Below are 13,673 nucleotides of genomic sequence, written 5' to 3'. Positions count from 1 at the left end.
GTGCTGGCATCCATGGAGGAGGGGGTACACCCGATCCCATTCCGAACTCGGAAGTTAAGCCCTCCATCGCCGATGATACTGCGTATTCGTGCGTGGGAAAGTAGGCCGATGCCAGCACTTTTTCTTTACGGGAACTGCCTCAACCGCACGCTCCCAACCGCTTCCCCACGCAAGGCCCCGATGTCAAAACATCGGGGCCTTGCTGCGTTTGACGAGGAAGGGGGCGGGAGGAGCGGGAATATTTGTGACGATTCCGAGCACCCAGCCAGGGCACGGGGCATGGAGTGTTGTCCGACGTGGTTTTGCGAGCAGCGGACCCTCGATCTGCAAGTAAACACTGACAAAAGGTAGGGATAACACTCATTGTCAGAGCGGGCTCTTGGGCTTAGCGTGCCAATATGTCTTTGCACTGACTGTGCGCACGAATTCCCGACTGCCATGGGGCGGTCGGTCTTATCTCCATCCGTCCTGTTGCCGTGGGGGGAACATGTTCCGCAAGTTTACCATCGCCAAACGCATTTACGCCCTGTTCGCCGTCATGACCCTGTTTCTGGCCGGGATGGCCCTGGGGTTGTATTGGGTGGCGGATCACATCGCCGAGGCGGGCATCGCCACTGCCAAGGACTCGATGTTGTCGGCCGAGAGGAACCGCATCCAGGCGCTCACCCATTCCCTGGCCGTGTCGCTGGGTGACCTGTCCGCCGGACTTGGCGAAGAGGAACAGCGCCAGGTCATTGCCAAGGGGGTCGAGCGGGTGCGCTTCGACGCCGACCAGTCCGGTTACTTCTACGTCTACAAGGGGACGGTGAACGCCGCGCATCCGACGCAGAAGCAGCTTGTGGGCAAGGACCTTGGCGAGACCAAGGACCGCGAGGGGACGTACTACGTGCGTGAACTGGCGCGCGTGGCCTCGGCCGGGGGCGGCTTCGTGACCTTCGTGTTCCCCAAGCCGGGCATGGGCGACCAGCCCAAGCTGGGCTATGCCGAAAGCATTCCCGGCACCCCCTTCTGGGTGGGCACCGGCATCTACCTCGACAACATCCAGGCCGCCGAGGCCCGCGTGGCCGATTCCATGGAACAGGTACGCACCCGCGAGGTGCTGTACACCTACGCCGTGGTGCTGGGGCTGCTGCTGTTCGTGGGGCTGCCCGTGGCCTATCTGCTGGCCCGGTCCATCGTGCTGCCGCTGCGGGATGCCACCCGCACCGCGCAGGACATCGCGGCGGGCGACCTGGACCGGCATATCGCCGTGGAAGGCGAGGACGAGGTGTCCGCGTTGCAGTCGGCCCTGGACGTGATGGTCACCACCCTGCGCGGCAACATCGAGCGCATGAGCGCCCAGCAGGAGGAAGCCCGCCGCCTGGCCGGCAGCGCCAGCGAGGCAGCCTGCCGCGCGGACGAGCAGGCGTGCGCCGCGCTCGCTTCCAAGGAGGGGATGCTGGAGGCTTCCGAGCGGTTGCAACGCATGACCGAGGACCTTGCCGTCTCCGCGCGTGAACTGGCCAGCCGTTCGGCCACCCTGTCCGATGGGTCGCACTCGCAGGTCACCCGCGTGGCCGAAACCGCCACCGCCATGGAACAGATGAACGCCTCGGTCATGGACGTGGCCCGCAGCGCCGCCGATGCGGCCCGCGAGACGGAGACCTCGCGCGAGCGTGCCCGCCAGGGCGCGGAGGCCGTCAGCGCCACCATGGACGCCATGGGCGAGTTGCGCGGCCTTGCCGAAACCCTGCACGAGAACATGCGCAGGCTGGGCGGCCAGTCCGAGGCCATCGGCACCGTCATGAGCGTCATCAACGACATCGCGGACCAGACCAACCTGCTGGCCCTCAACGCCGCCATCGAGGCCGCCCGTGCCGGTGACGCCGGGCGCGGCTTCGCCGTGGTGGCCGACGAGGTGCGCAAGCTGGCCGAAAAGACCATGAACGCCACCCGCGAGGTGGGCGAGACCATCAAGGGCATCCAGTCGCTGACCGAGGCCAATGCCCGCAGCATGGACGATTCGCTGCGGGCCATGGAACTGGCGGAGCGCCGTTCCGCCGATTCCGGCGAGGTGCTGCGCGGTATCCTGGACATGGCCGTGCGCGTCACCGGGCAGGTGCAGGCCATCGCCGCCGCCGCCGAGGAACAGTCCGCCGCGTCGGAGCAGATCACCCGCAGCCTGGCGCAGGTGGACGGGATCGCCCGCGACAACGGCCGCCTGGTCACCGAGGAGGACAAGGAAATCCGCCACCTCGGGCGCATGGCCGAAGACCTGCGCGGCCTGGTGGCGGAATTGCAGCGCAAGGCCGGGTAGCCGGGCAGGCGCCCTCACCCCGTCCCGCTCCCATGCCGCACGCAAGACGGCCCCGGCAGTTGCATGCTGCCGGGGCCGTGTCGTTTCCGCGTGTGGCGTTGGGCTTGGTATCTGCCCGGTACTTACATGGCGTCGCTGGCGTCCAACTGGTTGATCTGGTCTTCCACGGCCTGCTCCAGTTCGCGGGGCAGGCCCATGATGTCCACGTTCAGGAAGCCGCGCACGATGGTCGAGGTGGCTTCGTCCTCGTCCAGCCCGCGCGCCATGAGGTATTCGATCTCTTCCTGGGCGATCTTGCCGACGGCCGCCTCGTGCGACAATTCCACGCCGTCCACGGTGCCTTCCAGTTCCGGGATGGCGTGGATGATGCCGTTGCCCAGGATCAGGCCCTTGCACTCCAGGTGGCCGCGCGCGGGCACCTGGTAGGCCCCGATGTGCCCCCGGTTGATGATGGTGCCGCCGGTGGTCATGGTGCGGGCGATGATTTCGCCGCGCGTGTCCGGGGCGTTGAGCAGGATGCGGTTGCCCGTGTCCACGTACGAGCCTTCCGGCGCCACGATGACCGAGTTGAACCGCGCCACCGACCCGCGCCCGGCCAGGGTGAGGGTGGGGTACATTTGCAGGTCCTTCACGGGCTTCAGCAGCACGTAGTTGTTCACCAGCACCGCGTCTTCCTCGAGCATGCCGGCGGAACGCGGGCGCACCGCCGTGTCTTCGCCCCAGTTGTGGATCATGGTGAAGGTGAGCTTGCCGCCCTTGTGCACGAAGAATTCGGAGACGCCCAGGTGCGCGGCCTCGCGCGTGCCGTGGGCAGTGGCGCAGCCGGTGATGATGTGCATCTCCGCGCCTTCTTCCACGATGACCACGTTGTGCACATTCTGGCCCACGCCGTTGCCCTTGATGAACAGGCACGACTGCACGGGCGCTTCTATCTTCGCCCCCTTGCGGGCGCGGATGAAGTAGCCGCCGTGCAGGTGTTCCGCCGCCGCGCGGGTGTATTCGTCGCGGTTGGGGTCCACCATCTTCCAGAAGTACTGCGGCAGGCCGTCGTACTGTTGCAGGGCCTGCTTGATGTCCATCAGTTCCAGACCTTCCTGGGTGGACTTGCAGTGCACGCCGCTGTGGTTCATGTGCATGAACGAGCCGCTGCGTTCCCTGGCGTTCACGTCGATGCCCGCATACAGCAGCCGCTTGCGGTCGAATTCGTCCAGGGTGGAAAGGTCGGGGATGGTCTCGGCCTGCGCGCCGTCGAAGCTGAAGCGCGAAAGGTCCACGTTGCGGTAACCCATGGCTACAACGCCTCCTTGATCTGGCCGAGCGATGCGTCGCTGTCGAGGCAGCGCAGGCATTCCTGGTAGCCGTACTTGCTGACGTGGTCGAGGATGTCGCGGGGCCGCGCCTCGCAGCACAGGTGCCCGTCGTACATCACCTGGCCCCGGTCGGCGTTGACGTATTCGAGAATGTAGCCGGTGTGGGTGATGATCAGCCCGGCGGTCTTGCAGCGGGCCTTCTGCTGCTTCATGGAGCAGGACGCCGGGGGCATGCCGTCCAGCAACTGGCGGGCGGTCTGGCCGATGAGGGCCATGTTCTCCAGGTCCACGCCCGATTCCGGCTCGTCGAACAGCACCAGGTCCGGCCGCTGGGCCATGAGCTGGAGCATTTCGGACCGCTTGATCTCGCCGCCGGAGAACCCGGCGTTGACGTCGCGCTCCAGGAACCGGTCGAAGTTCACCTTGCGGGCCAGGTCTTCCACGTCCACCTCGCGCTCGCGGGCGCACATCTTCACCAGGTGGCCGGTCTTCAGGCCGTGGATGGTGGGGGGGCGCTGGAACGACATGCCCATGCCCAGGCGTGCGCGCTCGTACATGGGGGCGTTGGTGATGTCCTGCCCCTTGAACAGGATCTGGCCCTGGGTGACGGTATAGTTGGCGAAGCCCATGAGGGTCATGAGCAGGGTGGTCTTGCCGGAGCCGTTGGGACCGAACAGGATGAAGGTCTCGCCGGCTTCTATCTTGAGATCGATGCCTTTCAGAACCTCTACGTCGCCGATGCAGACGTGCAGGTCGCGTATTTCGAGCATGATGGACCCCTTGCGATGTTTTGCGCGATGCGCTGCCCGGCCGCCTGCCGTTCGTCGTGGCGAGGGCAGGGGGACGCGGGCGGAAACGGCGCGAGCCGCCGCGCGGCAGCCCGAAACTTATGCGGCATACCCCCCGGTAAGTCAATGCGTGGAACCCTGCGGAAAACGTGAGGAAGCACTCGCAACCTGACGGAATGGCGGGCGGAAAGGCGGGAGGGGGGCGGCGCGTGGGCGCCGGATCGGCCGGGCGGGACCGGGCGGAACCGGGGATGGGCCGGGTGGGACCGGGCGGGACTAGGTGGGACTGGGCGGGACTAACGGGACCGGGGGGGGCGGGAAGATGGCAGCGCCGGGACGGGCGACCGGGCCGCTACTCCTCCGGGTCGTGCGGCGCGCGGATGACGCCCCGGCCCCGGCCCTCCGGAAAGCGGCAGTAGTAGCAGCGGCCCTTCTGGCGGAACAGCGGCAGCAGCACGAACCCGGCCATGAACCCGCCCAGGTGCGCCCACCACGCGATGCCCGCGCCGTCGCCGCCCAGCGTGGTCAGCCCGGAGAGCAGTTGCGTGAGGAACCAGATGCCCAGGTAGACCACGGCGGGCAGGTCGAAGATCAGCGGGATGAACAGCAGCGGCACCAGCGTGGTCACCCGCGCGTGCGGGTACAGCAGGAAGTACGCTCCCAGCACCCCGGCGATGGCCCCGGACGCTCCCACCACCGGCACCGTGGACGAGGCGGAGAAGACCATGTGCGTCAGCAGCGCCGCCAGCCCGCACGTCAGGTAGAAGAGCATGAAGCGCAACGGCCCCATGACGTCCTCGATGTTGTCGCCGAAGATCCACAGCGTCCACATGTTCACCAGGAAGTGGCCCCAGCCGCCGTGCAGGAACATGTGGGCGACGAAGGCGATGACGCCCCCCGGCGGGTAGCCGGAGGTCAGCGCCCAGTCCGGATGGGCGAAGCGGGCGGGCACCACCCCCATGAAGTGGAACAGGCGCAGGGTTTCGCCCGGCGTCAGCGTCTGCTGCCACAGGAACACGGCAAGGTTGGCGGCAAGGATGCACCACACCGACCACGGGGTGTGCACGCGGGGGATGGTGTCGCGCAGGGGGAACATGCGCTAGCGTCTCATGCCTGCCACAGCGAGGCAAGATGATCGGCCAGACGGGCGTCCCGCGCGGTGCGCAGGCGGGCCAGTTCCGCCAGCAGGCCGCGCGCCCGGCGGGCCAGGTCTTCCGGCGGGCCGGAATTGTCCACCACCAGATGGCAGGCGCGCATCTTGTCCGCCTCGGGCCATTGCCAGGCCTCCATGGCGGCGATCATGTCCGGAGGCCAGCCGCGATGGGCTTCCAGCCGCCGCGCCCGTTCGGCGAAGGGGCAGTGCACCCCGACCAGCAACACGCCGGGCATGGCGGACACGCCGGATATGGCGGACATGGCGGCGGTGTCGCGGCTCCCGGCCTTCCAGCCCGCCTCCAGGAACAGCGGCACCTCGGCCACGGCCACGGGCGCACCCGCCGTCTCGGCCCGCGCGAAGAATTCGTTCATGTCGTGCCGGGCCAGCGGGTGGATCATCTCCTCCACCTCGCGGCGCAGGGCGGCGTCCGCCCGCATGGCCTCGAACAGGGCGCGCTTGTCCACGGGGCCGGCGGGGTCGGGCACGAAGCGCTCGCCGTAGCGGCCGCGCAGCAGGTGGTGCCCGCCGCCGCCCGGCTGGTACAGGCGGGCGACGGCGGCGTCGGCGCTCCATACCGGCAGGCCCGCCTCGCCCGGCAGGCGTGCCTCGCCCAGCAGGCGCAGCAGGGCGGACTTGCCGCACCCCGGCGAGCCGGTCACCACCACCCGCTGCATGCGCCGCCACAGGCGCAGGGCCAGCGCGGCAAAGTCCGGCGGGGGCGGGCAGGTGAAGTGCATGTCCGCGCCCGTTTCCGGGTGGCGGAAGGACAGCCGCCAGGCGTGCAGCATCTGGCGCGGAGGAAATTCCGGCAGGCCGCCCTCGACTGGCAGGGGCGCTTCCGCCGGGCCGTACACCGCGTCCTGCCACAGGGGGTGGCCCAGATGGGCCATGTGCACCCGGATCTGGTGGGTGCGCCCGGTGAAGATGCGCACCGCCACCAGGGCGAAACGGCCGCCGGGGTCGGCCAGCAGCACCCGCCATGCCGAGCGGGCGGGCTTGCCGCCCCGGTTTTCCGGCACCACGGCCATCTTCACCTTGTGCAGCGGGTGGCGGCCCACGGGCGCGTCCAGTTCGCCCTCCGGCGCGGGCACGCCGTGCACCAGGGCCAGGTATTCCTTGTGCACCTGCCGCTCTGCGAAGGCGCGCGACAGTTCCAGGCGTACCGCCTCGGTCAGGGCCACCAGCAGGAGGCCGCTGGTGTCCTTGTCGATGCGGTGCACGATGCCGGGGCGGAAGCCTTCCTGCGCGGCAAGTTCGGGAAAGTGGCGCACCAGCCGGTGCACCAGCGTGCCGTCCGGGCAGCTGGGACAGGGGTGCACGGTGAGCCCGGCGGGCTTGTCCAGCACGGCGATGGTCGCGTCGCGGTACAGCACGGTCAGTTCGCCTTCCTCGGGCGTGACCCTGGCGGTGGGCGCGGCCAGGGTCAGGGTGACCGTCTGGCCCGGCTCCACGCGGGTGCTGGGCACGGTGCACGCGCGGCCCTGCACCGTGGCGGCGCCGTCGCGGATGGCCCGCTTGACCTTTTCGCGCGAGACGGCGCCGCCGTGGCCGTCCTCTTCGCGCAGGGCGGCCATGGCGTCGCCCAGGAAGCGGTCCAGCCGCTGCCCGGCGTGCTCGGGGCCGACGGTGAAGGAATGGGTGCGCGTTTCGGCCGGGGGGTGCGGTGGATTCGACATGTTTGGCAACGGTTGTGCTTTCGCTTGACCGACGGGGGCGTGTTTTTTACAACCTGTGCGTTTGGGGGGCAAGCGTCCCCGCTCACCGAGACAGACAAGGAGACCTATCGTGGCCGTTACCGTGGTGAATCATCCGCTGGTCAAGCACAAGCTGGGCATCCTGCGCCAGCACGACGTGCCGGTAAGCGAGTTTCGGGCCATTTCCAACGAAATATGCCGCCTGCTTACCTACGAAGCCACCAAGGACCTCGAAACGGAGAAGGTCACCATACAGGGGTGGGCCGGGCCTGTCGAGGTGGACCAGATACGCGGCAAGAAGATCACCGTGGTGCCCATCCTGCGCGCCGGGCTGGGCATGCTGGACGGCCTGCTGGACATGATTCCCGGCGCCAAGGTCAGCGTGGTGGGCATGTTCCGCAACGAGGAAACGCTGGAACCGGTGAAATATTACGTGAAGCTGGCCAAGAACATCGAAGAGCGCATGGCCATCATCATCGACCCCATGCTGGCCACCGGCGGCACCCTGAACGCCACCATCGACCTGTTGAAGGAAGCGGGCTGCCCGCAGATCAAGGGACTGTTCCTGGTGGCCGCACCGGAAGGCATCAAGAAGGTCACCGACCGCCACCCCGACGTGGACATCTACGTGGCGGGCGTGGACGAGCGGCTCAACGAACACGGCTACATCCTGCCCGGCCTCGGCGACGCGGGCGACAAGATATTCGGCACCAAATAGGGCGCACCACGGGGCGGGACAGCAAATGTCCCGCCCTTTTTACGGGGGGCCTCGCCGTTCCCCGCCGTATCCCGCAGTGTGGCCCGCGACAGGGGGCGCAACAGGGGGCGCACCGCACGGACCCCGGTTTTTCCGCAAGGCGGCAGGGCCGTTGCCCGAACCGCGCCGCGCAACGGCCCCGCGCCCGCGCGCCGCGCGGCATGCACACACCACATCAGCACTTTTCCGGAGAGGGCAATGGCCAGAAAGACCATCCAGGTGGAGGAAAAGGTACCGTTTCTTCAGGGTATTCCCCTGAGTTTCCAGCACCTTTTCGCAATGTTCGGGGCGTCCGTTCTGGTGCCCACCCTGTTCAAGATCGACCCGGCCATCGTGCTGCTGATGAACGGCATCGGCACCCTGATCTACCTCGTGCTCTGCAAGGGCAAGGCCCCGGCGTTCCTGGGCTCCAGCTTCGCCTTCCTGTCGCCGGTGTTCGTGGTGCTGGGGGCCGACCAGGCCATGTGGGGTGCCAACTACTCCTACGCGTTGGGCGGGTTCATCGCCTCGGGCTGCATCTTCATCGCCGTGGCCCTGATCATCTGGAAGTTCGGCCCGGAATGGATCGGCGTGGTGCTGCCGCCCGCCACCATGGGCCCCATCGTGGCCCTGATCGGCCTCGAACTGGCCGGGGTGGCCACCGGCATGGCCGGGGTCATGCCCGACGCCACCGGCGCGTACAACACCACCGCCATCATCATTTCCATGACCACCCTGCTCACCGTGGCCTTCGGCTCGGTGCTGTTCAAGGGCTTCATGGCCATCATCCCCGTGCTGACCGGCATCGCCGTGGGCTACGCGGTGTCCATCGTCCTGGGCGCGGTGAACTTCGCGGGCGTGGCCGCCGCCCCCGTGCTGGCCACCCCCACGGTGTACGTGCCCAAGTTCGACATCAACACCATCCTGATCATCATCCCCGCCGCGCTGGTGGTCATTTCCGAGCACATCGGCCACCTGGTGGTCACCGGCAACATCGTGGAGCGCGACCTGACCCGCGACCCCGGCCTGCACCGCTCGCTCATGGGCGACGGCGTGTCCACCGTGCTGTCCGGCTTCTTCGGCTCGGTGCCCACCACCACCTACGGCGAGAACATCGGCGTCATGGCCATCACCCGCGTGTATTCCGTGTGGGTCATCGGCGGCGCCGCCGTCATCTCCATCCTGCTGGCCTTCGTGGGCAAGCTGTCCGCGCTCATCCAGTCCATCCCCACCCCGGTCATGGGCGGCATCTGCATCCTGCTCTTCGGCGTCATCGCCGCCTCGGGCATCCGCATGCTGGTGGAGTCGCGCGTGGACTACTCTAGGCCCGCCAACCTCACCCTGACCGCCATCGTGTTCATCACCGGCATCAGCGGCGTGCCCGTGCAGATCGGCTCGGTGCAACTCAAGGGCATGGCCCTCGCCACCGTGGTGGGCATGGTCCTTTCGCTGATCTTCCACGTGCTCGATCGCAGCGGGGTGGCGAGTCCGCAAACGGACCTGTAAGGGTATTGGAATAATCGGGGGAAGGGAGGGAGCTTTGAAAAGCTCCCTCCCTTCCCCCGAACCCCCAACCCTCCCGCAAACTTTTTATTTGGTCCGTTGTATCCCTGTCGCGGTAACGCGGCGGGGATGGTTTTTTAAGGGGATCCGGCAGAGGAGAGCATGGCGGTAGTGCCGGTTGAGGTGCTTGCCAACATGTTCTACCAAAACGGGGGTGCAGAGGACGGCAGCCGTTATGCGAGTCTTCGAGCATTACGGATGGCGATCGCAACGCGCGGTAGCCCCCTGCCCGCCGGAGGCATACAAAAAACGGCCTCCTGTACTGAAAACGGCCCGCGCCTCGTCGGAAGCGCGGGCCGCGTGTCATTGCAGGCCAGGGTGCGGCGTGCGGGGACTACAATCCACCGCGTGCGGCGATGTGCCGGGCCAGTTCCGCGAACACGCCGTCGATGTCGAGGTGGGTGGTGTCCACCGTCACGGCGTCGTCGGCGGGACGCAGCGGGGCCACGGCGCGGTTGCGGTCCATGTCGTCGCGCTCGCGGATCTGGGCGGCGATGGTGGCAAGGTCGGCGGGCTGGCCCTGTGCTTCCAGTTGCAGGCAGCGGCGGCGGGCGCGTTCCTCTGGCGTGGCGTCCAGGAAGAACTTGTGGCGGGCCGTGGGAAACACCACGGTGCCCATGTCGCGGCCTTCCACCACCAGGGCGCAGGAGGCCCCCAGCGCCTGCTGCGCGGCCTTCAGGCGTTCGCGGACAACCGGGATCGTGGCGATGCGCGAGGCCAGGGCCGCCACTTCCTCGGTGCGGATTTCCTCGCCCACGGGCACGCCGTTGCAGGACAGTACGGAGGCCCCGCCCGCGCCGGACAGCGCGAAGCGGAAGCCATCCAGCCGGGCGCGCAGGTCGCCTTCCGGCAGTTCATGCGCGCCGGGGCCCAGCTTCCAGGCCAGGGTGCGGAACATGGCCCCGGTGTCCAGGTAGGCCACGCCCAGCGCGTCGGCCAGCCGCTTGGCCAGGGTGGTCTTGCCCACGCCCGCCGGACCGTCCAGCGTGACCACCGGAACGGTGGGAGTGACTGTGGGGGAAGCGCTGGACGAAGCGTTGGAGGTCGCGGCAGAGGCGGCAGCCTTGGAACAGGCGCGGCACGTGTCAGGCATGGGACATGATCTCCCCGGCAGCCTTCAGGAACGCCGCGTTCTCGTCCGGGCTGCCCACGCTGACGCGCAACAGGTCAGGCAGGCCATAGCTTTTCAGCGGACGGATGATGATGCCGCGCCGCAGCAGTTCCTCGAACAGATGGGCGGCGCCCCCAACCGAGGGGGCCGAGGGGGGCGAGGGCGCCGGGCGGAACATCAGGAAATTGGCCTTGCTGGGGTACACGTGGCAACCCAGCGCGGTCAGCCCCGCCGTCAGCGCATCGCGCCCCTCTGCGGTCACGCGCAGGGTTTCGGCGCGGAACACGTCGTCCGCCAGCGCGGCCATGCCCGCCTCTTCGGCCAGGATGTTCACGCTGAACGGCAGGCGCACCCGGCGCAGATAGTCGGCCAGTTGCACGGGCAGGATGCCGTAGCCAAGGCGCAGCCCGGCCAGGCCGAAGCTCTTTGAAAAGGTGCGCAATACGGCCAGGTTGGGGAATTCGTCGATGCGGGAAAGCAGCGAGTGGGCCGCCTCGTCGCCGCAGAAGTCCATGTACGCCTCGTCCACCACCAGCAGGCAGCCGGGGGGCAGGGCGCGGGCCAGCCGTTCCAGGTCGGCCACGGGCGGGCAGAAGCCCGAGGGGTTGTCCGGCGTGGTCACGAAGACCACGGCGGTGGCGTCGTCCACCAGCGCCAGCAGGCCGTCCCAGTCGAAGGAGAAATCGGCAGCCAGCGGGGCCTGCCGGAATTCCACGCCCGCCAGGCGGGTCTGCAACTCGTAGATGCTGAAGCACGGATTGAACGCCACCACGTTGTGCACGCCCGGCACGGCCCGCACCCGCACGATGAGGTCGATGATCTCGTCCGAACCGTTGCCCGCCACCACGCGTTCGGCGGGCACGCCGTGATGCGCGGCGATGGCCGCCGTCAGGCGCGGGTTGCCCGACTGGGCGTAGCGGAAGGCCAGGTCCGCCTTGTGGCGCAGGGTGTGCCGCACCACCGGCGAGGTGCCCAGCGGATTCTCGTTGCTGGCCAGCTTGATGACGTGGGCGAGGCCGTACCTGTCGCGGATTTCGTCGATGGACAGGCCGGGGGAGTACGGCTTGAACCCGCGCACCTCGGGGCGCACGGCGTCGGGCGAGGCGAGCGGAAGACCGGTGGGGGCGCTTGTGTCGGCGCTCATGGTGGGACGTGCTCCTTCGTTGGCTGCGCGGCGGGGCGGGGTGCGCCCGCCGTCGCGGAAGACCCATCAGATAGTCCAAGGCGCACGCACAGCGCAAGGGGCGGGGCGGAGCCGTGCGCCCGGTCTCGCGCCGGGTGCGTCCCTTCGCCCCGCCCCTTGCCGTCGTCCGCCGTGTGCGTATATCGTGAAGAATGGCCTTGCGCCTGCGCATGGCCGCAGGGTGGCCGTGATCTTCCATCAGCCACACGCGGGACAGCACACACGGAGGCGGACATGATCGGCCGGAACGATACGGACAGGTTCGCGCGCGGCGCAGGCAGGCCCCGCGTGGCCATCGTGGGGGGCGGCTTTGGCGGGTTGTGGGCGGCGCGGCGTCTGGCGCGTTCCGGCCGGGTGGACGTGGTGCTGGTGGACCGCAACAACTACCACACCTTCCTGCCGCTGCTGTACCAGGTGGCGGCGGCCGAGATAGAGCCGGAGCAGATCGCCTATCCCCTGCGCGGGGTGTTCCGGAAGCAGCAACGGGTCAGCGTGGCGCTGGCGGACGTGCGCGGCGTGGACGCGGCCCGGCGCGTGCTGCACACCGACGGGCCGGACATTCCCTACGACCATCTCATCCTGGCGCCGGGCAGCCTCACCTCGTTCTTCGGGGTGCCGGGCGCGGCGGAAAATGCCTACACCTTGAAATCGCTGGAGGATGCGGTGCGCCTGCGCAACCACATCCTGGCCTGCTTCGAGCGCGCCAGCCTGACCGAAGACCCGGACCGGCGCGCCGCGCTGCTCACCTTCACCGTGGTGGGCGGCGGCCCCACCGGGGTGGAGTTCGCCGGGGCGCTGGCGGAACTGGTGCGCACCCCGCTGGCCCGCGATTTTCCGGAACTGGCGGGCAGGACGCCCCCGCGCATCGTGCTGCTGGAGGCGGCCGACGGCCTGCTGACCGGCTTTCCCGAGCAGTTGCGCGCCTACGCCCGCGACCGGCTGGCCCTGATGGGCGTGGAGGTGCGCACCAAGGCCGGAGTGGCCGAGGTGGGCCCCACCGACGTGCGCCTGGCCGACGGCATGCGCATCGTCACCTGCACCGTGGCCTGGACGGCCGGGGTGCGCGGGCACGACGTGGCCGCCGCCATGGGCCTGCCCGTGGGCCGGGGCGGCCGGGTGCCGGTGTTGCCCACCCTGCAGGTGGACGGGCACCCGGAAATCCACGTGGTGGGCGACCTTTCCCTGCCCGAGGGGCAGAACCCGCCCATGATCGCGCCCAACGCCACCCAGCAGGGCCGCCACGCGGCGGCCAACGTGCTGCGCCTGCTTAAGGGCGGCAAGGCCAAGCCCTTCCGCTACCGCGACAAGGGGGCCATGGCCACCATCGGGCGGCAGGCGGCGGTGGTGCGGTTGGGGCGCTTCGCCTTTTCCGGGCTGGGAGCGTGGGCGCTGTGGCTGTTCGTGCATCTGGCCTACCTGATCGGCTTCCGCAACCGGCTGTTCGTGCTGGTGAACTGGGCCTGGGATTACCTGTTCTTCGAACGGTCGGTGCGGCTCATCCTGCCGCGCGTGGCCATGGACGACGCGGTGTGCGAAGCGCCGCCGGAAGTGGCGGAAACAGCGGTCGCCGGGGACGTGGCGCGGGGCGGGGCCGGGGATTCCGCCGGGACGTAGCGCCACGCCGGATGGTGGACCGCCCGCACGCGGCCCCGGCACGGCGGTGAAGGAATGGAAAAAGGGCCGCCGCGAACTGTTCGCGGCGGCCCCCTGTTATGGCTTTAGCCAGTTGAGGGAGCGAAGCGACCGAAACAGAGAACCACCCGCTATGCGGGTGGAGTCAATCGGTTATACCAAAAAACACCTTTCCGGTTACGCTACAGGTGTTCAAGCCAGTCG

At 68.5% G+C, this 13,673-nt stretch carries 10 protein-coding genes and 1 rRNA gene; 5 read left to right on the top strand and 6 right to left on the bottom strand.

From position 1 onward, the window contains the following. The first annotated feature begins 2 nt into the window (after positions 1-2). Positions 3-117: ribosomal RNA gene (gene rrf / locus V6B97_RS16525) — 5S ribosomal RNA — on the top strand. A gap of 370 nt (positions 118-487) precedes the next feature. Beyond that, positions 488-2,296: a methyl-accepting chemotaxis protein gene (locus tag V6B97_RS16520; protein WP_333507625.1), complete on the top strand. Its 1,809-nt coding sequence runs from the start codon at positions 488-490 to the stop codon at positions 2,294-2,296. Between the two features lie 122 nt (positions 2,297-2,418). On the opposite strand, the gene V6B97_RS16515 is transcribed toward V6B97_RS16520, so the two are convergent. The 4 genes from V6B97_RS16515 to V6B97_RS16500 all read right to left on the bottom strand — a co-directional run bounded on the left by V6B97_RS16515 (position 2,419) and on the right by V6B97_RS16500 (position 7,226). Further along, a complete protein-coding gene (locus tag V6B97_RS16515) occupies positions 2,419-3,585 on the bottom strand; it encodes a SufB/SufD family protein (RefSeq protein ID WP_333507624.1) in 1,167 nt (388 codons plus the stop codon). A gap of 2 nt (positions 3,586-3,587) precedes the next feature. Then, entirely contained in the window at positions 3,588-4,376 is a 789-nt protein-coding gene (locus tag V6B97_RS16510; protein ID WP_333507623.1) for an ABC transporter ATP-binding protein, read from the bottom strand. Positions 4,377-4,746: 370 nt separating this feature from the next. Next, the gene (locus V6B97_RS16505; RefSeq protein ID WP_333507622.1) at positions 4,747-5,490 is read right to left on the bottom strand and encodes a rhomboid family intramembrane serine protease; all 744 of its coding nucleotides are present in this window, start codon (positions 5,488-5,490) and stop codon (positions 4,747-4,749) included. An 11-nt stretch (positions 5,491-5,501) separates the two neighbouring features. Continuing rightward, positions 5,502-7,226: a dephospho-CoA kinase gene (locus V6B97_RS16500; RefSeq protein ID WP_333507621.1), complete on the bottom strand. Its 1,725-nt coding sequence runs from the start codon at positions 7,224-7,226 to the stop codon at positions 5,502-5,504. Between the two features lie 109 nt (positions 7,227-7,335). Here V6B97_RS16500 and upp point away from each other — a divergent pair, with 109 nt between their 5' ends. Together upp and uraA are read left to right on the top strand one after the other, a co-directional pair. Then, positions 7,336-7,962 carry a uracil phosphoribosyltransferase gene (gene upp / locus V6B97_RS16495; RefSeq protein WP_333507620.1) on the top strand — a complete coding sequence of 209 codons (627 nt, stop codon included), beginning with the start codon at positions 7,336-7,338 and terminating at the stop codon, positions 7,960-7,962. Between the two features lie 237 nt (positions 7,963-8,199). Next, complete coding sequence (gene uraA, locus V6B97_RS16490; RefSeq protein ID WP_333507619.1) at positions 8,200-9,486, top strand: uracil permease; 1,287 nt, start codon at positions 8,200-8,202, stop codon at positions 9,484-9,486. A gap of 391 nt (positions 9,487-9,877) precedes the next feature. Here the strand turns inward: uraA and cmk are convergent, their stop codons facing one another. Both cmk and hisC read right to left on the bottom strand, forming a co-directional pair. Next, on the bottom strand, positions 9,878-10,537 hold the full coding sequence (cmk, locus tag V6B97_RS16485) for a (d)CMP kinase (protein ID WP_333507626.1): 660 nt from the start codon (positions 10,535-10,537) through the stop codon (positions 9,878-9,880). 91 nt (positions 10,538-10,628) lie between these two features. After that, positions 10,629-11,798 carry a histidinol-phosphate transaminase gene (hisC, locus tag V6B97_RS16480; RefSeq protein WP_333507618.1) on the bottom strand — a complete coding sequence of 390 codons (1,170 nt, stop codon included), beginning with the start codon at positions 11,796-11,798 and terminating at the stop codon, positions 10,629-10,631. Between the two features lie 273 nt (positions 11,799-12,071). On the opposite strand from hisC, the gene V6B97_RS16475 reads away from it, so the two are divergent. After that, positions 12,072-13,451, top strand: a complete 1,380-nt coding sequence (locus V6B97_RS16475) for an NAD(P)/FAD-dependent oxidoreductase (RefSeq protein ID WP_333507617.1) — start codon at positions 12,072-12,074, stop codon at positions 13,449-13,451. Positions 13,452-13,673: the final 222 nt, after the last annotated feature.

The organism is Nitratidesulfovibrio sp. 1201_IL3209, from assembly GCF_036763125.1.
Classification (GTDB): Bacteria; Desulfobacterota; Desulfovibrionia; order Desulfovibrionales; family Desulfovibrionaceae; genus Cupidesulfovibrio.
The sequence above is the reverse complement of the archived record's forward strand: the minus strand, read 5'-3'. Positions and strand labels throughout refer to the sequence as shown.